The 18,769-nt window shown below is 57.2% G+C and carries 20 protein-coding genes; 4 read left to right on the forward strand and 16 right to left on the reverse strand.

Annotated features, from left to right (window positions below; genetic code table 11):
- Window positions 1-2: 2 nt before the first annotated feature.
- From AB8A23_RS24900 to AB8A23_RS24945, 10 genes are all read right to left on the reverse strand, one after another.
- A complete protein-coding gene (locus AB8A23_RS24900) occupies window positions 3-1,040 on the reverse strand; it encodes an aminoglycoside phosphotransferase family protein (protein WP_439057804.1) in 1,038 nt (345 codons plus the stop codon).
- Window positions 1,027-1,647, reverse strand: a complete 621-nt coding sequence (locus AB8A23_RS24905) for a hypothetical protein (protein ID WP_439057803.1) — start codon at window positions 1,645-1,647, stop codon at window positions 1,027-1,029. Before AB8A23_RS24905 ends, AB8A23_RS24900 begins: the two co-directional genes overlap by 14 nt.
- 10 nt (window positions 1,648-1,657) lie before the next feature.
- Window positions 1,658-2,698, reverse strand: coding sequence for a zinc-binding dehydrogenase (locus tag AB8A23_RS24910; protein WP_439057802.1), 1,041 nt, complete (start codon window positions 2,696-2,698; stop codon window positions 1,658-1,660).
- Between the two features lie 11 nt (window positions 2,699-2,709).
- Window positions 2,710-3,630, reverse strand: a complete 921-nt coding sequence (locus tag AB8A23_RS24915; protein ID WP_439057801.1) for a transketolase family protein — start codon at window positions 3,628-3,630, stop codon at window positions 2,710-2,712.
- Entirely contained in the window at window positions 3,627-4,478 is an 852-nt protein-coding gene (locus AB8A23_RS24920; protein WP_439057800.1) for a transketolase, read from the reverse strand. Before AB8A23_RS24920 ends, AB8A23_RS24915 begins: the two co-directional genes overlap by 4 nt.
- Before the next feature lie 52 nt (window positions 4,479-4,530).
- Window positions 4,531-5,526, reverse strand: coding sequence for an NAD-dependent epimerase/dehydratase family protein (locus tag AB8A23_RS24925; RefSeq protein ID WP_439057799.1), 996 nt, complete (start codon window positions 5,524-5,526; stop codon window positions 4,531-4,533).
- A gap of 12 nt (window positions 5,527-5,538) precedes the next feature.
- A complete protein-coding gene (locus tag AB8A23_RS24930; RefSeq protein WP_309946359.1) occupies window positions 5,539-6,144 on the reverse strand; it encodes an SIS domain-containing protein in 606 nt (201 codons plus the stop codon).
- On the reverse strand, window positions 6,141-7,079 hold the full coding sequence (locus AB8A23_RS24935) for an NAD-dependent epimerase/dehydratase family protein (RefSeq protein ID WP_120290580.1): 939 nt from the start codon (window positions 7,077-7,079) through the stop codon (window positions 6,141-6,143). The genes AB8A23_RS24930 and AB8A23_RS24935 overlap by 4 nt, the downstream gene beginning before the upstream one ends.
- A gap of 89 nt (window positions 7,080-7,168) precedes the next feature.
- Window positions 7,169-7,900: a nucleotidyltransferase family protein gene (locus tag AB8A23_RS24940; protein WP_439057798.1), complete on the reverse strand. Its 732-nt coding sequence runs from the start codon at window positions 7,898-7,900 to the stop codon at window positions 7,169-7,171.
- Between the two features lie 11 nt (window positions 7,901-7,911).
- On the reverse strand, window positions 7,912-9,420 hold the full coding sequence (locus AB8A23_RS24945) for a PfkB family carbohydrate kinase (RefSeq protein WP_439060459.1): 1,509 nt from the start codon (window positions 9,418-9,420) through the stop codon (window positions 7,912-7,914).
- 101 nt (window positions 9,421-9,521) lie between these two features.
- On the opposite strand from AB8A23_RS24945, the gene AB8A23_RS24950 reads away from it, so the two are divergent.
- From AB8A23_RS24950 to AB8A23_RS24965, 4 genes are all read left to right on the forward strand, one after another.
- Entirely contained in the window at window positions 9,522-10,790 is a 1,269-nt protein-coding gene (locus AB8A23_RS24950; RefSeq protein ID WP_439057797.1) for a glycosyltransferase family 4 protein, read from the forward strand.
- 139 nt (window positions 10,791-10,929) lie between these two features.
- Window positions 10,930-11,373 (forward strand): hypothetical protein, encoded by a 444-nt coding sequence (locus AB8A23_RS24955; RefSeq protein WP_439057796.1) that lies wholly within the window; start codon window positions 10,930-10,932, stop codon window positions 11,371-11,373.
- A gap of 506 nt (window positions 11,374-11,879) precedes the next feature.
- The gene (locus AB8A23_RS24960; protein WP_439057795.1) at window positions 11,880-13,055 is read left to right on the forward strand and encodes an acyltransferase family protein; all 1,176 of its coding nucleotides are present in this window, start codon (window positions 11,880-11,882) and stop codon (window positions 13,053-13,055) included.
- 319 nt (window positions 13,056-13,374) lie between these two features.
- Window positions 13,375-15,441, forward strand: a complete 2,067-nt coding sequence (locus AB8A23_RS24965) for an acyltransferase family protein (RefSeq protein WP_439057794.1) — start codon at window positions 13,375-13,377, stop codon at window positions 15,439-15,441.
- 204 nt (window positions 15,442-15,645) lie between these two features.
- Here AB8A23_RS24965 and AB8A23_RS24970 read toward each other — a convergent pair whose 3' ends face one another.
- From AB8A23_RS24970 to AB8A23_RS24995, 6 genes are all read right to left on the reverse strand, one after another.
- The gene (locus tag AB8A23_RS24970; protein WP_439060458.1) at window positions 15,646-15,822 is read right to left on the reverse strand and encodes an integrase core domain-containing protein; all 177 of its coding nucleotides are present in this window, start codon (window positions 15,820-15,822) and stop codon (window positions 15,646-15,648) included.
- The gene (locus tag AB8A23_RS24975) at window positions 15,777-15,989 is read right to left on the reverse strand and encodes an integrase core domain-containing protein (protein WP_439057793.1); all 213 of its coding nucleotides are present in this window, start codon (window positions 15,987-15,989) and stop codon (window positions 15,777-15,779) included. The genes AB8A23_RS24970 and AB8A23_RS24975 overlap by 46 nt, the downstream gene beginning before the upstream one ends.
- Window positions 15,931-16,437 (reverse strand): IS3 family transposase, encoded by a 507-nt coding sequence (locus tag AB8A23_RS24980; RefSeq protein WP_439066030.1) that lies wholly within the window; start codon window positions 16,435-16,437, stop codon window positions 15,931-15,933. The genes AB8A23_RS24975 and AB8A23_RS24980 overlap by 59 nt, the downstream gene beginning before the upstream one ends.
- A 28-nt stretch (window positions 16,438-16,465) precedes the next feature.
- Window positions 16,466-16,690 (reverse strand): transposase, encoded by a 225-nt coding sequence (locus tag AB8A23_RS24985; protein ID WP_439057792.1) that lies wholly within the window; start codon window positions 16,688-16,690, stop codon window positions 16,466-16,468.
- A 281-nt stretch (window positions 16,691-16,971) separates the two neighbouring features.
- A complete protein-coding gene (locus AB8A23_RS24990) occupies window positions 16,972-17,925 on the reverse strand; it encodes a hypothetical protein (protein WP_439057791.1) in 954 nt (317 codons plus the stop codon).
- A gap of 9 nt (window positions 17,926-17,934) precedes the next feature.
- Complete coding sequence (locus tag AB8A23_RS24995; RefSeq protein ID WP_439057790.1) at window positions 17,935-18,120, reverse strand: hypothetical protein; 186 nt, start codon at window positions 18,118-18,120, stop codon at window positions 17,935-17,937.
- Window positions 18,121-18,769: the final 649 nt, after the last annotated feature.

Consider the following 18,769-nt stretch of genomic DNA (forward strand, 5'->3'; position numbering starts at 1 on the left):
GATCAGGCCGCAAGGCCGGCGACTTTGGCTTGGGCTTTGGCCAGCTGAGTTGCGCAGCGCGTGGCCCAGGCGCCGGTGTCGGCGAAGGCACGGCGCGCAGCCCCCAATGGCAAGAAGTCGTTCAGGATGATGCAGGTCCACTTGATGCGATAGGCATCAAGCAGGATCTGGCAGCGCACGCGACCGGTTTCATCCAGATCAAGACCATCGGCCAATCGTGTCGCGAAATGCGTGTGAAAACTGGTCGGCACCGGTACTTCCGGCTGGCAGAAAAAATCCGATGCGAGCTTGGCCGGATCGTCCCGCCCAGCATATTCGAAATCGAGAAAGGTCAGTCGTCCGGCGGCGTCCGCCAGCGCATTGTGGAAACCGAAATCCGACGGCGACAGGCAGCATTCTGGCAGCGTCAGCGCGCGATCCAGCGGCAGGTTCACGCTCTGCGCGGCATCCGCGATCCGCCGGCGGACGGCGGTCCAGAGCGGCTGCAGGGTGCCTGCTACGAAGTCCTTGGCCTCTTCGGTATGCGGAGCGTCGGCGTCGAGCGTCTGCAGGCGCACCACGCGGCGCTCAACCGTATCAAGATGCTCGGCGAGACTGAAACAGGCTTCGGAGCCCGGCTTCAGCGCCATGGGATCACGCGGCGCGGCATTGACGGCGAGAACGAAATCCACGGCCGCATCGACATGCGCAATGGTCAATTCCTGCGCCGCGAGCTTGCGGCCGGGAACGAGGCTGTAGAGACCGGTCTGCGACGCAGGCTCACTCGCCAGCGGCTCCGGCACGCTGCGGACGCCGCGTGACCACGCATGGGTCAGAAACCCCCACTCCGCACCCAAGCGATCGCGCGTATCCCGGGGATCGCTAAAGTAGCGTTTCAGCACCAGTGGCGCGCCCTGCGCCATCTCGGCGCGAAACACCTGATTGTTCTTGCCTCCCGCCAGGCGTGACAGACCGACGGGCTCTGCCCGTCCGGCATCGGAGGCGAGCCGCCGTGCAACCACCAGCAGTTCAGAATCGATCGCGGGTTCAGTTCCGCTCACGGTTCAAATCCGCGGCAATGGCGGCCCATGACGTCAGACGTTCAACACCGGCAACCTCGCGTCCGGCAAACTGGCTTTCCGGGTCGAACAGCACGCGGCGCATACCATCCGGGAAGCCCGACATCGCCAGGATTTCGGGCAGGTCGTCCACGAACACCTCGCAGCCGAGCGACGCGGCGCGAGCGACCTTGTCTTCCTTGGTGAGCTCGAAGAACACATTGGCGGGGTTGATCTGCCCCTCGCTTGTGCCCATCAAGCCTCGCGCTTCCAGAAAGCCGCGCGCCGCCGCATGCATGTCGTGCTTCGGCCCGAGGATCGGATGCCTGGTCTTGTGGCTGACGATGGATAGCGTATGGCCGGCGTTGAGCGCCGCACGGACGAAGTCGGCAAAGCCCGGATAGGGCGACACCAGCTCCATGCGGGCGCCGTAGACATAGCCCTGCAGCTCGGTGAAATCATCCTTGCGGCCGGAGCCGTTGAGATGATCGCGCACGCTGTTCTTGTCGCGGCCGAGTTCGGCCGGGATCAGCCCCTTTTCCAGCGCCGCGGCGTAGAACACGCCGTCGTAGCAGGCGATGGTGTTGTCGAAGTCGATCCCGATCCGCATACAGCCCCGCTTAGCGCAGCGACATGTCGATCAAGGGGCGGCCGACCTTGCCATCGGCGAGGTCCTGCAGCGCCTGATCGGCCTGCGCCAGCGAATATGGCTTCGATAGCAGGTCGCGCACCGGGAAGCGGTTGGAGCCGAGCAGACGGCCGAAACGGCCGTAATCGCGGTCCGGCACGCTGTCGCCTCCCCAGGTGCCGAGCAGGCTCTTGCCCTGGTTGAAGACGCCGGGATTGAGCGCAAGCGATGCGCCATGCTTGGCGTTGCCGATGACGACCGCACGGCCGCCCTGCTGGCGCGTGGCATTCACGGCCTGCTCCATCACCGTCGGCATGCCCGAGGCTTCAACCGCGAGGTCGACACCTTGCGGCATGATCTTCTTGATCGCAGCGATCACATCACCCTCGTTCGGGTCGATCACATGGGTGGCGCCGTAGATCTTGGCGAGCGCGCGGCGGGTTGGATTCGGATCGATGCCGATCACCGGCATCGCGCCGGCCAGTGCGGCCGCCATCAACGCGTTGAGACCGATGCCTCCGGTGCCGAACACGGCAACGGAATCACCGGGCTGAACCTTCAGCACGTTATAGACGGCGCCCATGCCGGTCGGAGCTGCACAGCCGAGCAACACTGCCACTTCCATCGACAGGCCCTCAGGGAGCAGCGTCAAGCGGTTCTCGCTGACCAGCGCGTGGCGCTGGAAGGTGGTCACGCCACCGGAGTTCACCTTCTTGCCGTCCCAGTCATAGACAGTGCCGCCAGCCTCAATGCCGGTACCCTTGATCCAGGACAGTACAACCTTGTCGCCGGCCTTCACTTTGGTGACGGCACTGCCGGTTTCGAGAACCGTGCCGGTGCCTTCATGACCGAGGCAATGCGGGACCCACTTGTCCTCGCCCTTGTCGCCGCGCCATTCCATCACCTGCGTGCCACAGGCGCCTGAGAACGCGACTTCAACCAATACTTGGCCGGGCTTCAGCGCCGGAATTTCGATTTCCGCCAGCACGAGAGGTTGGCCGGTCTGGACGAGGAGCGCTGCTTCGGTTTTCATGTGTGACTCGATTAGAGAGCGTGAGCGATCTTGTCGGCGATCTGGTGTGCGGAAAGGCCAAGCATCTCGCGCGCATATTCCTGCTCACCGGACTTCTTGAAGAATGCATCCGGCGTACCGAAGCGCAGGAACTTCTTCGGTGCAGTTGCCGTATCGGCCAACCATTCTGACACAGCGGCACCAAAGCCGCCGATCAGCGAATGTTCTTCGATAGTCGCGACCAGCTTGAACTTGCCGAAAGCGTCCTTGAGGCAGGCTTCGTCGAGCGGTTTCACAGTGTGGAAGCTGACGACCTTGGCGCTGATGCGCTGCTCTTTCAGCTTGTGTGCGGCCTCGACGACTTCAGGCAGCATATTGCCAGTCGAGAGCAGGCAGACATCGGTGCCCTCGACGATGGTGATGGCCTTGCCTATCTCGAAATCCGCGACCGGGCCGGCATGCACCACAGGCTCACCCTTCTTGCCCATGCGGATATAGACCGGTTGATCCTGCTTCATCGCCGCACGCAGCGCGCCGCGCACTTCATGCGCATCGCCCGGGCAGATTACGACCATGTTCGGGATCGAGCGTAGGAACGAGATGTCTTCGCAAGCGTGGTGCGTCGGGCCAAGACCGGCATAGGCCAAGCCTGCCCCCACGGCGACGATGGTAACCGGCGCTTCATGATAGCATACGTCGGTACGGATCTGCTCGAGGCAACGCGTGGTGACGAATGGCGTGATCGTATAGGCGACCGGGCGCAGGCCGTTCATTGCCATACCGGCAGCGACCCCCATCATGTTGGCTTCAGCGACACCGCAATTGAAGAAGCGCGACGGATGCTTATCCTTAAACTTGTCGAACAGGCGGTTGCCGATGTCACCGGACAACATGACGACGCGCGGGTCTTCATTGCCAAGCTTGGTGAGTTCGTCTGCGAATGCGTTTCTCATACGAGGCCAAGCTCCTTGTGCGCCTTCACGACTTCGTCTGCGGTCGGAGCGCGGTAGTGCCAGTTGTTGTCGTCTTCCATAAATGACACACCCTTGCCCTTGACGGTGTGGGCGATCAACGCGACGGGTTTGCCCGAACCGTTCGGGATGTTCTGCATCGCCTCAGCAAGTGCACCGACGTCGTGGCCGTCGATCTCATGGGCGTCCCAGCCGAATGCCGCCCACTTGTCGCGCAGCGGGGCCAGCATTAGCGTTTCGTTGGAGCGCGCCGTCGCCTGCCACTTGTTGTAGTCGACGATGACGCAGACGTTTTCGAGCTTTTGGGCAGCGGCGAACATCGCAGCTTCCCACACCGAACCTTCGTTGTTCTCGCCGTCGGACAGCAGCGCGTAGACGTTAAAGGCCTCGCCTTTGATACGGCCGGACAACGCCATGCCGCAGCCGAGCGGAAGGCCGTGGCCGAGCGAACCGGTCGCAGCTTCAACGCCGGGCAGCAGGTTGGCCGGGGGATGCTCCGCCAGACGGCCGCCGTCCTGGCAATAGGTCGCGAGCTCTTCCATCGGGAAGTAGCCCTTCATCGCAAGCGTTGCAAACAACGCCGCCGCAGCATGGCCCTTCGATAGGATGAAGCGATCGCGGAGCGGATCGGCCGGCTTGGACGGATCAATATCCAGCACATGCCAGTAAGCGGCGGCCAGCACGTCGGCGCATGACAGCGACGACGCCAGATGCGCAGCCTGCGCGGCATGCGACATCTCGATGACCTTGCCGCGGAGAACCGCTGCCTGCTTCTTCAGCGCAGCGACATCCGGCGTCTTGGCCGAGGTCTTGCGAACTGCAACGTTCATAATGCTCTCCCCTTGCGCCGCAAGCGGCGCATCATCCTCAAGGACTCGCCCATCACGGCTTGTGTTCGTACTTCGTCGGCAGCTTGGCGATCTCGGGACCGAAACGCTCGGCCCAGCGGATCACCTCATCGACACCCTGCTCAAGCGAAACGGTGTCACGCCAGCCGAGCTCGGTGCGCAGCTTGAAGCTGTCGAGCGTATAGGCGGTGTCCTTGCCGGGACGCTCCGGACCGAGCTCGACGCATTCATCGAACGACTTGCCGAGCCGCTTGAGGATCATCTCGACCAGCCCGCGGATTGACACCAGCTCATAACCCGAGATGTGATAGGTATCGCCGAGCGTGCCGCTTCGACCGATCCGCACTGTGGCGTCCGACACGTCGGTCATGTGGATGAACACGCGGACCGACTTGCCGCCGCCGTCGAGCTTCAATTTCTGCCCGCCCATGGCCGCGACAATGGTGCGCGGAATGATGCGATAGAGCTGCTGGCCGGGGCCATAGACGTTAGCCGCACGGGTGAACACCACCGGGAACTGATAATTCGCAAAATAGGTCCGCAGGCTCATGTCGCTGGCCGCACGCGACACCGCATAGGGCGTCGACGGATTGAACGGCGTGTCCTCGCGTACCCAACCCTCCGTCGAGCCGTAGGCTTCCGGCGTGGTGACGTGAACGTAGCGATCGAGGCCGTCATAGTTGCGCAGCAGATCGTGCAGCCGCACTGCGGAGACGACGTTGGTCATCATCCAGTGATCGGGATTGATCCAGCTTTCGCCGACCATGCTTTGCGCTGCGAAATTAACTACATGGGTAGGGCGCTCGCGATTTAGCAGCACCTTCAGCGCATCGAGATCGTGATTGAGATCGATCTTTTCGAAACGCACCTTGCCCGGCCGTTTCTCCCATTTGTAGGGTAACAGCGCGTCATGCGGTTCCCGCGAACGGCTGGTGGCGATCACGTCGTGACCGGCCGCAGCCAGAAAATCGGCGAAACTCGCTCCGGAAAACGAGTTCGACCCCAGGATCAGATATTTTTCAGATGCCATCGTGCTCGATCTTTAATTCTTCGCTGGCGTAATATCGCCACGCTGCGGATGCAGCCACTGCATCAGCATATGTCCGATAATGACCTGCGCATCTTCTGCGATCTGCATGTCGTTGATCGCAAAGTGTATCGGAACGTCGGCCAGTTCCTTGCACTTGCCTCCGGAGAAGCCGAGCACGGCATAGCTGGTCATGCCGATCTTCTTTGCTTCCTCGATCGCACGAACGATATTGGGAGAATTGCCCGAACCGGAAAACGCGATCAGCACGTCGCCCTTGCGCGCCATCACGGCGAGCTGCAGCGAGAACACCTGATCGTAGCCCTCGTCATTGGCAAGACAGGTAAGGACCGAGGGATTCGCGACCAACGAATGCGCGCGCAGGCCGGAGCCCGGCGTCTTCGACAGCGCATAGAGAAAGTCATTAGCGAGATGATTGGCGTTGCCGCCGCTACCGCCGTTTCCAACGAAGAACACCTGCCGGCCAGTCTGCCAGCAGTCGCGCAGCTCATAGGCAAGCTTCTCGACCGGCGTCCAGTCGAACGTCTCAAGCGCGACGTTGAGCCTCTTTGAATAGTCGCTAAACAGCTTGGCTGGTGTCGGAAACGGCAGCGCGTTCATTTGGCGAAGCCTCGCTCCATCCACTTCAGGTTATACCAGCGATCTTCATTCTTGAGCTGTCCCTGCGAGTACATGCCCATAATTTCCTTGATCGCATCCTCGACGGTCTTCTTCGGCCGGAAGCCCGTGGCAAGCAAGCGATCCGAGTTAACGCGGTAGCTGCGCGGATCATTCGACGGTGTCACCACGATCTCCGTCTTGATGTGCTTGGCGACCATGTTGGCGATATCGAGAATGGTGATGTTCTCGAAGCCTGCGTTGAAGATGCCGGTATGTTCGGGATGATCGAGCAGGAAGAGATACAGATCGGTGATGTCATCGATGTGAATGTTCGGGCGAGTCTGGTCGCCACCGAACACCGTGATCTTGCCATTCATCAGCGCCTGCATCGTCAACATGTTGACGGAGACGTCGAGACGCTGGCGCGGAGAGTAACCGCACACGGTGGCGGGACGCACGATCTGTACAACCATGTCATCCTTGTAGGACAACACGATACGCTCGCCACACATCTTGGTTTTATTGTATTCAGAGATAGGCAGCAGTTCGAGATCCTCGGTGACCTGCTCTTCTTCCTTCACGCCATACACGCTACCCGATGACGCGTATATGAAGCGCTTGATGCCGTGGCGCTGAGCGCGATCGGCGAGCTGCATCGTGGCGAGACAGCTGATCTCCCAGGTGAGCTTCGGATCGAGATCACCGCACGGATCGTTGGCAACGCTGGACAGATGGATAATCGCATCGACACCCGTCAGATCAATCTCGTCGGGATTGCGAACGTCGCCCTGCACCACCGTGAGGTCAGGATGCGGATCGAGGAAATTGCCGAACCACTGAATATCGAAGGCCACGACCTGATGACCGGCCTTCAGGAGCTTCGGAACGAGCACAGATCCTTTGTAGCCGCAGGCACCCGTCAAAAACACTTTCATTCGTGCGATCCCTAGCTTCGAAATGGTGATGCTTGCGCTTTCGATCCGGGGACGGCTTAGCCCCGCGGAGAAGCCCTACCACAACGGGCTCAGCGCAACGCGCCAGCGGGCCCCTTGAACGGCTTCTGCTTAAACTCAGAATTGGCTCGACGCAAGCTTTCCGGATTACCAATATCCCGGTGATAACCATCGGTTTCTACACACAGAATACGGCCCAGATAGTTGGGGATAATCTCAGTCGAGAGATCAACGACCGGGCGCTCAAGAACCGCTATGGCGTCGATCACCTCCGGTTCGAAGATGTAAACCGCACCGTTGGCCAAATTGCCGGGCGGATTGGCGACCTTCTCATGAAAGGCAAGGACTGTATTCTGTCGATCGAGTTCCAGGATACCACAGGAACTAGGATCGTCTGTCCGGAAGCCCAGCATCGTGATGGCATGCCCCGCTGGCCTTCCCTCATGCGCGGCGATGAGGCCAGCCACATCGAAATCGGTTAAATTGTCCGCATGTGCCAGCAGGAAACTCTGGTTCTGAAACCAGTCACGATTGGCCAGCACGGTTCCTCCCGTGCCCAGCAACGTCTCTTCGTAGACCTGGTCAATCCGATCCGCCCACGGCGACGCCATGACATGTGCTTGCACCTGCGGCGCCAGCCAGTGAGTATTGAGAAGTACGCGCTCGATGCCACCATGGAAAACAAGGTCGAGCCAATAGTCGAGCAAGGGTCGCCCCTGAATCTGGACCAAGCACTTCGGCACCGTGTCTGTAATGGGCCGCAGTCGACTACCGATGCCCGCCGCCAGAAGAAGCGCCCGCATATGAGCTCCCCTCAGACGTGCTCAGACACGTCAAAGCGCACGTCGTCGATTTCAGCAACCAGCTCACTGGTGTTGAGCGGCGTGTTGCCCACTCGGGATACCTGCAGCGCGGCTGCCATGGCGCCGAGATAAGAACTCTGCCAGACATCCGCGCCGGCGCAGAGCGCCATCGACGCGCTGGTGAAGAAGCTGTCGCCTGCACCAGCGACGTCTTTTGGCGAAACATTGAAGGCCGGCAATCGATCGGTGCGGAACTCCCCGTCATTCTTGACGTTGATCAGCATGCCTTCGGCACCCAGCGTGATGACTAGGTTCTTGGCAAAAGCCTTGCTATGCAGCCGTTCGCTAATCACCGCGAGGCCCGACTCGAAGTCGTTGAGCGCAAGCCGGGCCTCGCGTTCGGTCGGCGTAATCAGCGTCATATTCCGGAAGCGGGAGATATCGGCCAGTTGCGATGATGCTTGGCTGTCCGCCGCCATCATGACGGATCGCGCGAGCGCCCGCTCGCTGATCGCTTCCACCAGTGCTTGAGGCAGGCAACCGTAGTTAAAGCAGGCGAAAAGGATGAGATCCGTATGAGGCAAGGCGGCCTCGACTGACGCAAGCATCTGCTCTTGGATTTCGTGGCTGACCGGATGCTGCCGCAAGTGGTTGACGCGCAAAAGTGTCTTGTTCAATGCACGGAAGCGTTGCTTGCGCGTGGTCGGACGACTGACATCGACGAACTGATCGAGTGCCACCCCCTGACGCAAGAGCTGATCGGTCGCGTATCGAGCAGCATCGTCGTCACCGACGACGGAGCAATACCGCACGTCTGCGCCCATGCCGCGAGCATGTGCGGCCACCACGCCCGCACCGCCCACGAATGTCTTTGTCTCGATCGGCGTAACGACGATCGTCGGATCTTCCTGTGACATGCCCAGCGCATCGCAGGTGATGTAGTCATCGACAATCAGGTCACCGATCACCAGAACCCGAAGTCCGGCGAACTTGGCAAGCGTCGAACGCAAATCCTGCATATCGAACGAATAGCGGAACGGAAAGTCTCGCGGCTTGCGGACCGCCGACAGATTCGGCTCTGAATAGTCGCGTTCGAGTAGCGACAGCGACGAGAATCGCAACTCGCCCGAACTAAATACGAGATGACCGCCATAGGTTTCGACAGCCGACTTTTCGGGATTGTCTTTGAGTTCGAATTCCTTGCCCTTGACGACGAAGTCGGGCTTTAGGGCTGCAATGAAGACCTCAGGCGACGTGCCAAGCGGCACGACGTGATCGACACGCGAAATCGAATTGACGTTCTCGAGACGCAACTCCATCGGCAGCGTAACACCTGGGGCGCCATCAGCGTTCACGCCAACAACCAGCACGTCGCCGAGCTCTCGCGCGAACTTGAACAGTCGCAGGTGACCGGGATGTACAACATTGAAGTTGCCCGATACGAAAGATATTCGCTTGCCCTTGGCGATCGATCGCAAGATATCGCTGGCCTGCGAACCAACACTGGTATTTTGGGCCATCATGCCATTGAAATCCAAGGACAATACTCAGCTATCCTTTAGGACCCACGAACCCTTGCCGGATGCTGCAACAGCCGACCCAATAGCCAGTGAGAAGGCCGGTGTCCACCCGAAACTGCAGTTTCAGCCGCCGGCCGTTCCCCGCTCGCCAAATCTGCATCACATCTAAAATTGATTCTCCCTGCCCCGGAACGTACATAAGCGAACTCAATCGCCGGAACTGCCACTTGCCCTCCCAGATCTTATACTTCGCCCCCGAAGATTGGGCTTTCCTGGAACACTTCACCGTCACCGGGCGTGCTGCGCAACGGGCCGGATTCGAGGTCAGCGTGGTCACGCGTGTGCGAAATCACCGCGCTCGACTGGAGGCGGAAGGCTTTCGGGTGCTGCCTTTTGAAAGCGAACGCAGCAATCTCGGCCCGTTATACAACGTGCTCGTCATGATGCGGATGATACGGACGATCCGTGCGGTCAAGCCCGACATCGTACACTGTATCGGGCTGCGGATGGTCATTCTGGCGGGAATTGCAGCGCGCTTCGCGCGAGTAAGGCAACTGGTCCTGCTGCCGACAGGTCTGGTCTACTTCTGGATCAATGACGATCTCAAGGAGCGCGCTATGCGGCGCGTGGTGCGCCTCTTGGTCGACAAGATCCTCAACCGCGCCGACACCGAATTCATCTTCGAGAATGCCGAAGATCCCGCCGAACTCGGCATAGCGCCTGACGCCGCCAACCTCACCATCATCGGCGGCGTCGGCGTCGATCCTGCAGAGTACCCGTTCGTTCCGCCCCCAAGTGGAAGCCCGATCAAGGTCGCCGTCGTCGGCCGCATGCTTGAGGGCAAGGGTATCGCTGAGGCGGTCGCTGCCACCAAACAGGTGCATGCCAAAGGCTCCGCCGTGGAACTGCACCTGTACGGCGCAACCGATCCATCTAGCCGGATGACATTGACCGAGGAAACGCTGCGCGGCTGGGAAAAAGAAGGCCCGATCTTCTGGCACGGCCGTGTCAGCAATATCGGCCATATCTGGGGCACACATCACATTGCGATGCTGTTGTCATATCGCGAGGGACTTCCCCGAAGCCTGATCGAAGCCGCCGCAGCCGGCCGGCCGATCATTACGACCGACGTCGTCGGCTGCCGCAGTGTCATCGACGACCAGGTAGAGGGCTTTATCGTGCCGAAAGGCGATGTCGAACAAGCTGCGGCTAGACTTCAGCAACTCATACAAAACGAACCTCTTCGCACACGTATGGGGACGGCCGCACATCAACGATTCCTGCAGCGCTTCACCGCCGAAGCCGTTGGCCGGACCATCTACGGAGTCTATAGCAGAATCCAAGCGCGCATGCCGGCGCGGCCAACCTAGCAGCAGGCGACGACGTCCGCATACGCGTCTACTCGACGATGAAATAAGCCGGGTTCGGCAGGAAAGGCACTCGCCGCAGGCGCAGATTGCCAAACTTCAATGCTGCCATGCAGGCAAGGGTTTCGCCCGGCCACTTCGGATGAGCGAACTGGCGCGGCGGAGAAGCGGCTCATTGCGATGTGCGATCGGCTCGGTATTGCTTGGACAATTCTTCGCCCTACTATCATTTATGCAGAAGGCCGTGACCAGAATGTTGCGTCTCGCCAAGCTTATCCGGAAATTCCGTTTTCTACCACTGGCGGGGGAAGGCATGGGCTTGCGCCAGCCGGTTCACGCGCAAGATCTAGCGGTCGGAGCTATTTGCGCCACGGCCAGCGTTGCAGCTGCCAACAAGACTTATGAATTACCAGGGGGCGAGGTCATCACCTATCGTGAGACGGCTGGTCGAATATTTGACAGTCTGAACCAGCCTCGGTGGATCATTTCTGCGCCGCCGTTGCTTTGGCAGACAGCGTTTGCTATTTTTAAGCTCTTTTTCCCAATGCTAATGCGGAGATGGGCAGCCGCATGGAAAAGGATATGATTTTTGATGCGTCGGCTGCGGTTGCAGATTTTGGTTGGAATCCACGTCCCTTTCATCCAAAATTCTGCTGAGGCACTCGCATTTTGCCTTTACTGCCCCCGACCTTGACTGGAACTACAGCGGCTCGCCCAATCATTTTGGCCAATGCACCCGCCACATGCGTGAAATCTCGAGCGCGAATCTTGCACTCAAATCGCGAGCCCCTTCGATTTTTGAAGCGTTGCAGTCGACGGGTTCGATTTTGTATAGATCGAGTAGAGTTATTTCAAATCTTGCTTAGCAGCGGAAACCGCTGCATCTGGATGCGAAAACTTAATATGGTCAAGGAGCACTAGTCTTATGAATGCACGAACGTCCGGGCCGACATCATTTGCTAGCAGCTCACGCGACTTGCCAATTTGCCCGCGGATTGAAGTGTGCCTGTCAATTTGCGCTGCCGCGAAGTCTGGCTTATCAATCTCGATTGATAGCGCATTTCAGCGCGGCCACGTTGTCAACGATTAGCCATGCGACAGCCGTTTCTCGATGGCCTCCGCGGTTATGCATCGCTCGTGGTTTTGTTTTCACATTTGATGATCTCACTTCTCCCAGCGGTCGTGACGCTCAACCCCGGCGAGCTGAACACTCCTCTTGACTTGCGGCTAGGCACGTCGCCAATCGCATTCATTTGGAACGGCAATGCCGCAGTTTCTGTATTTTTCATCCTTAGCGGTTACGTTCTTGCCGGGCTTTCCGAGAGAGCCAGTCTTAGCACCGCCGCGCAGCTCTTGCGTCGCTACGTCCGTCTTGCTCTGCCGATGCTCATCACTATTCTAATCCCGCTGGTGCTTATGAAAGTCGGCGGCATGCTGAACTATCGCGCCTCTCAGATAACGCATAGCGGCTGGCTCAGCATTTGGTACCAATTCCGCCCCTCCCTTCCTGGAGCAATCGGGGAAGCGATTTACGGTGCTTTCGTCAAAGGTAGCTCTGTCTACAATTCAAATCTGTGGACCATGCGGATCGAGCTTTATGGCTCTTTGTATGTGTTCGTTATTTCCGCCATGAGTACCAATCGTTACATTCGCTTTACATGCTACTTGCTATTCATAGCTTGGACGCCGCTCGACTACTTTCCACTCTTCGCGATCGGCGCAATGCTTTATGATTTCAGGGAATGGGCCGAGAAGATGCCCACACGGCACTACTTTATCCCGGAGGTCCTGTTCCTCGTTGGTCTATACCTCTGCTCCATGCCCGCAGCTCTGTCCTACGACCATTTATTCTTCTTCAAATGGCTTCCAATGCTCGGGCCTGGCGAAGCCAATTCGATACACTGGCATAAGATTGGTTCGCTGCTCTTGATGCTCGCTCTCCTGCAGTCCGCGCGTCTGCAGTCATTCTTCGGAAATGCCTTCGGCCGCTACCTTGGAAGAATTTCGTTCACACTGTACCTTGTTCACCTGCCGCTGATCTGCAGCATAACGTCGGGCATCGTTTTGCTAATGGCAGGCCAGAACTATATCTTCTCGGTTTTGGTCGCAGGCGCACTTTCGATCATTGCCATCGTTGCGATATCGACCGTGCTCGTCAAATATGCCGACACATGGCCTACCCAACTCTCGCGTGAATGCGGCCGTTTCGTCGACCGATTGCGACCCGCAAACGCGTCACAACCGCGATCCGCTGAGCTTTCTAATTGAATTGATACGAGTTAGCCGTCGATTTTGAGCTGGCGGCGAGTAAGCGAGAAAAGTGGGCTCGACGGACAAGGCGAGACCAAATCTAGCACTTGGCACCCTAGGAGCCGAGGTTGCCAGATTGCTTCAGCAAGAGACGTGGAGCTTGCACTTTGCCACCCGGAGCGGCACTTGCAGTACCGCAGCGATGAAAAAGAAGGCACGCCACCTAGGCTTTTCCAATCTTTGCGCGATTCGTCCGAATGGGGTATAGCAGCCACCCACCAGCGAGCCCTGAAGAAGAAATGAGGGACGCGTTCAGCTGAAGATTGATTGAGTGGAAATGCTTGAGTCCATTGATAAACATAAAATATCGTCTGCAGTGGAGAATATTCACCCGAAGTATCGACCGGACATAGATGGACTCCGCGCTTTGGCGGTTCTTTCAGTTGTTCTCTTCCACGCTTTCCCTACAACAGTAACGGGCGGCTTCGTTGGCGTCGATGTTTTCTTCGTTATATCTGGCTTCCTCATATCGACTATTCTTTTCGGAAGCCTTATTCGGCGATCCAAAGTAGATATTCTCGATTTTTATGCGCGCCGCATTCGGCGGATTTTTCCCGCTTTATCGGTCGTCTTACTGAGCAGCTTGGTCTTTGCGTTCATTTATCTTTTATCAGGCGAGCTGGGACAATTCGGTAAGCATCTCGCTGGCGGTGCGGGATTCGTTTCAAACATAGTGCTTTGGTTCGAGAGTGGGTATTTCGACGTTTCAGCAGACTCAAAGCCGCTACTCCATCTTTGGTCGCTCGGCGTTGAAGAGCAATTCTACATCATCTGGCCAATATTACTTTGGCTAGCCTGGAAGCTTCGACTGAACCTAGTATCCGTTTGCTGTGGTTATGCTGCTGTATCTTTTGCAATGAACATTTCCATGCTCAATCGTGACCCGATAGGTGATTTTTATTCACCACAATCCCGCTTTTGGCAAATGTGTCTCGGTGCGATCTTGGCGCTGACGTTATTGCGGTACCAAACCGCAAGATCAAAATTTAGGTCCTCCGCCAGTAGCGTAATATCCGCCATTTTGTTCGACGGCAGTAGGCGGCGGGAACCATCGATCCTCAGTGATGTCGAGTCCGTCTCGGGAATCTTTCTTATTCTTCTTGGAATCTTCTGCCTGCATACCGATAGTAAATTTCCTGGCTGGTGGGCTTTGTTGCCGACCGTGGGCGCAATTTTGTTCATATCGGCCGGCCCTGATGCGCTACTAAACCGAACCGTATTTTCAAGTCGTGTTGCTGTATGGTTCGGGTTAATCAGCTTTCCCCTATACCTTTGGCATTGGCCGATCCTTTCATTCTCACGCATTCTTTGGGGCGGCGATCTTCCGGCTGGTTACCGATGGTTCGCTGTCGCTCTTTCGGTCGCCTTAGCTTGGCTCACGTTCACATTTATCGAAACACCGATCAGAAAATCGCATAAACATCGATGTATAACGCTCGGCTTAATGGCTCTAATGGCCGCCATTGGGCTTTCTGGGTACGTCATTTACCTTTTGAATGGTTTGCCCACTCGGCCGTGGTCTCGAGACGCTAAGTTGTTGTCGCTACAACAGGTGCCTGACATCAACAGCTATACGAATCAGTATGGCCCCCGCCCTTGTTTCCAGCTTCCCGGTAATAAATCAGCTGAGTGGTTCACTACTAATGGATGTTTGACACCTGCTGATCCTTCTCGACCAACGGCCTTCCTTCTCGGCGATTCACATTCAGCTTCATTGTCCGTTGGGCTCCGCGAAATAGCCGCCCAGTACCAGTTCAATCTCTTGCAGATGAGCTCAGGTTGGTGTGGCCCATTCGGCAATGATACATCTGACCCGGCTTGCGTTGAAATGAACCGCTTTGCTGACGATGCTATCCGAAGGATCAAACCGGATGTACTGATACTCAATGCGTATTGGCTTCATGAATCGACACCTCTCTTCTACAAAGGACCCGATTTCATTTCTCATTTAGAGGCGCGCTTTTTGCAATTGCAGCAGCTTGGCGCGAAGAAGGTTATTGTTGTAGGGCAGATCCCGACATGGAAGGGGTTTCTGCCGGACATTTTGGCCAGACGCTACGTGCAAGCTGGTCGTGCGATACCTATAAGAACAAATGCTGATCTTGACCAAGCTTCGATTGAGATGGATCGGAAAATGCGGGTTATGAGGTTCCCCCCAAATACTTATTACGTGCCCCTTGTTGACGCCCTATGCAACGCGGAGGGATGTTTGACGAGGTTCGGCGACGACCTCGCTCATGATCTGGTCGTTTGGGATTACGGTCACCTGACTTTCTCTGGCTCTCGCTGGCTAAGCATGCATATCGTCCAACCATCGCTGCCTGAGGCTTTCGGCATTAAGTGACCTTATTTAGCAATAACATTCTGCGCAGCCGGCAGAATTGTACCTATCCAACCAAGGCCTTCGAAGTAGGTATGCCGCCTCTGATATGAGCCTGCAAAACTTGACCTGCCCCTGGAGTTTCGTCCAGCGGAGATTCGAGTCTCGGCCGGTCTTCAAGTGCTCCCCAAAACTAGGCCAGCGCGTGCTGGAATTTTCAGGTTGAGCTCATGCCGGCGGGGACGCCGATGAGCCGTTCAACAGCGATATCGGCGCCTTGTTGCCGATCGCGCTATGTGGCCGGACCTCGTTGTAGTCTCTCCGCCAATCCTCCATTTTCTGCCGTGCGTCGTCAAGGCTCAGGAACGGTTCAAGCATTCGCTTCTGAACTTGCCGTTGAACGATTCGATGAAGCTGTTGTCGGTCGGCTTGTCCGGGCGCGAGAAGTACGACGCGACACCCTTTTGGTAAGCCCAGATATCCAGATCGCGGGAGACGAACTCCGATCCCTGGTCAACGCGGATTGTCTTGGGATAGCCGACGGTTTTGCAGATACGCTCCAGGGTCAGCACGACATCCTCCCCTCGATACTGAAGCGCGGATCGACGGCCGGAGAGAAGCGACTGAAGGTGTCGACGATCGTAGCACACGGATCTTGCGACCGGTGGCAAGCTGATCGTGGACGAAGTCCATTGCCCATGTCTCGTTGATCTGACGTGCATCAGTTCGATCCTTTCGCAGCTTTGCCTTCACGCGACGCTTCGGCGTTTTGTTGCGTAATGGCAGGCTTAAGTCTCCATAAAGGCGATAGATGCGTTTGACGTTGACGGCCCAGCCGTCACGTTGCAACAGGACATGGACCCGCCGATAGCCGTATCTCACCCGCGTCTCGCAGATGTCCTTGATCCGGCGCTTGAGAGCGGCCTGGTCGCTGCGCTTCGACTTGTAGACGTAAAGTGCGCGATCGATCCGAAGGGTCGAACAGGCCCGCGTGATCGAGACCTTCCAGTCAGTACGCACCTTGTCGACAAGCGCTTGCGGCCAGGCCTCAGAGCTTTTTTGACAGCACGTCCTGCAGCATCGCCTTGTCCAGCGACAGGTCCGCCACGATCCGCTTCAGCTTTGCGTTCTCGTCCTCGAGTTGCTTCAACCACCGCATTTTGGTCGGCGGCAAACCGTCGTATTTCTTCTTCCAGTTGAAGTAGGTCGCCGGGCTGATCCCCGCCTTCCGGCAGATGTCCGCCACCCGCACGCCATCAGCGCCCTGTTTCAAAATAAACGCCTTCTGGGCCTCCGAAAACTTCGATGCCTTCGTCGCTCTCCGCTACTTCCAGCCTACGAAGGCTAGCGGAAAACTCTAGCCAAAAATGGCCCAGTTTTACAGGCTCAGATCAACTGGACCATCGCGCTTAGCCATAATTCGCGTAACATGCTGGCCGAGAAGCTGGGGATTGATCTGATCTTCGTGCACGAGGTCGAGCACACATCAACAGGATTCAGTCGTCAGGATCATTCATAGCGCTGGAGCGCCCTGGAGTTTGAAGCACGATACAGTCAGTGGCGCAGCCTCTGGAAGTATCCGGAGACATCGCGTAGCGGTTTGGTGATTTTCCAAGATCGCGAACCCTGGATCTCTGCAAGTTCACGTCTCACCCGCTCTCGCTCTGGTACCGGGTGACTGTTGCCTTGGTAGCGGGTCAGCATTCCAGCATCAGCGGGAGCATGGGCTGTTGCTATTTCCAACGCGCAGGAAAACGGGCGATCGGATGTTCGCATCAGCACGACGTGAATATTGAGAGCCGGGATTCGGTTGTCATCGCCCATCGAGTTCACACGCTCAAATATCGATCGCGAAGAACGTGCCGGCAGATGAAGGTTGTCAATTTTACTTTCGCCGGCTGGCGTCACAAACATGTCGATAATCTCGTAGCCATTGGCTTGTGCCATCTCCCGGAAGAACAGCGGCGTGTAGCAGAAATAGCCATGGTCAAGATACCCGCTCGCCGGCAGCTGGTGATACATCACGCCGCCGACCTTCGTCGCGTCGTGCATCACTTCAAAGCAGTTCCACTGATTAAAAATATGCTCTGTGGTTCCGAAATTTAGCACCACATCATAACGCCCCACCATCCTGCTGGGTAGCATGTCGAAATTCAGATCAAGAATCTCAGTCTTTAGGCCGGGACAAACATCGATGGAATCGTATTCGATATTGGTGAGATCGGTGATTTCAGAGAAAAGCGTCGTGCGTTCCTCGGGACGGGGCGTCGAGAAATAGATCAGGCGCTGGATCTCGTCCTCATTCGCGCTCGCGTCGGAACCCTGGTTTTTAATAAATTCGCGGATCTGATCTTCGCGCGCGAAATAGACGTTCTGCGGCCCTATATCGAGCAGCTTATTCTTTTCGACCGTTAGGAGCCCGTTTTTCTGTAAATAGATCGGGCCATCTAAATTCATTCCCATGTTGATGACTCCAACCGGTTCGGGCCAGACGGCATTCGAAGTCATGGACGGTGTTCATTGATCGACCGATTGCGAAAAGTCGACGTCCTCTACAGTGGGGGACATTTTTACGCTGATAACACGCAAGGCGAACAAAATTAGGCAGCTGAAAACGGTGATATAGGCCGCCACAAGGTTTTGATACCACCAGGCTGCCAACAGGCCGATCGCACCGGCGACGATGATCCATCGAACCCGCATGGCTGCCTCCGAGAGTCAATTGGATCACGGATTCATTGCGGGCTCAATCCAATACAACCTGGAACCGTTTAAATCGTAGCAAATTGCTATGATATGAAAGGACACCACCTTAAACGAAAAACCCTTAGAACCGAAGTGATCATGGCATTGGCCATTGCTATCATGTTGGGGGCACTTGCCCATTACGGCAGATTGGTTTGGCTGCTTTTTAACCCTGACTGACCATCCCGCCCCCTCGGGTGCTTTGCCGGACTGGGGCGTCAGGAGCAGCGATCAAGCGCGATCACAGCGATCGAGTGTGATATTTTGAGGTATCCGCTTGTGAGTGAAATCGAAGCCCACAAAGGCGAAAGCGCCCTCCGCGCGGCGGATCTCCCGCAAGGTACGAGCTGCGATCGATCTCCGGGTCTGGTCCGGCAAGCTGCGCGCGGAAGCAGCCACGGAAGCCGGCCTTCTGGCCTCCGAAAACGTCGATGCCTTCGTCGCTCTCCGCTCCTTCCCTAGCGGAAACTCTAGCCAAAAATGGTCCGGTTTTGCAGACTCAGATCAACCTCATGACCCCGTTTGCAGCTTCGTTTTATTTTTGACGACGATGGCTAGATTCTTTCAGCTCATGATTTGCCCAGCGGCGCTATCCCCCCAATTGAAC

Source organism: Tardiphaga sp. 619_E2_N8_4 (assembly GCF_051810905.1).
Classification (GTDB): domain Bacteria; phylum Pseudomonadota; class Alphaproteobacteria; order Rhizobiales; family Xanthobacteraceae; genus Tardiphaga; species Tardiphaga robiniae.

Excerpts from the sequence above, each read along its gene's own strand:
- AB8A23_RS24905 (WP_439057803.1), bottom strand. The coding sequence starts at position 1,647 with ATGCGGATCGGGATCGACTTCGACAACACCATCGCCTGCTACGACGGC.
- AB8A23_RS24910 (WP_439057802.1), bottom strand. The coding sequence starts at position 2,698 with ATGAAAACCGAAGCAGCGCTCCTCGTCCAGACCGGCCAACCTCTCGTG.
- AB8A23_RS24915 (WP_439057801.1), bottom strand. The coding sequence starts at position 3,630 with ATGAGAAACGCATTCGCAGACGAACTCACCAAGCTTGGCAATGAAGAC.
- AB8A23_RS24920 (WP_439057800.1), bottom strand. The coding sequence starts at position 4,478 with ATGAACGTTGCAGTTCGCAAGACCTCGGCCAAGACGCCGGATGTCGCT.
- AB8A23_RS24925 (WP_439057799.1), bottom strand. The coding sequence starts at position 5,526 with ATGGCATCTGAAAAATATCTGATCCTGGGGTCGAACTCGTTTTCCGGA.
- AB8A23_RS24930 (WP_309946359.1), bottom strand. The coding sequence starts at position 6,144 with ATGAACGCGCTGCCGTTTCCGACACCAGCCAAGCTGTTTAGCGACTAT.
- AB8A23_RS24935 (WP_120290580.1), bottom strand. The coding sequence starts at position 7,079 with ATGAAAGTGTTTTTGACGGGTGCCTGCGGCTACAAAGGATCTGTGCTC.
- AB8A23_RS24940 (WP_439057798.1), bottom strand. The coding sequence starts at position 7,900 with ATGCGGGCGCTTCTTCTGGCGGCGGGCATCGGTAGTCGACTGCGGCCC.
- AB8A23_RS24945 (WP_439060459.1), bottom strand. The coding sequence starts at position 9,420 with ATGGCCCAAAATACCAGTGTTGGTTCGCAGGCCAGCGATATCTTGCGA.
- AB8A23_RS24955 (WP_439057796.1), top strand. The coding sequence starts at position 10,930 with ATGAGCGAACTGGCGCGGCGGAGAAGCGGCTCATTGCGATGTGCGATC.
- AB8A23_RS24960 (WP_439057795.1), top strand. The coding sequence starts at position 11,880 with ATGCGACAGCCGTTTCTCGATGGCCTCCGCGGTTATGCATCGCTCGTG.
- AB8A23_RS24965 (WP_439057794.1), top strand. The coding sequence starts at position 13,375 with ATGCTTGAGTCCATTGATAAACATAAAATATCGTCTGCAGTGGAGAAT.
- AB8A23_RS24990 (WP_439057791.1), bottom strand. The coding sequence starts at position 17,925 with ATGACTTCGAATGCCGTCTGGCCCGAACCGGTTGGAGTCATCAACATG.
- AB8A23_RS24995 (WP_439057790.1), bottom strand. The coding sequence starts at position 18,120 with ATGCGGGTTCGATGGATCATCGTCGCCGGTGCGATCGGCCTGTTGGCA.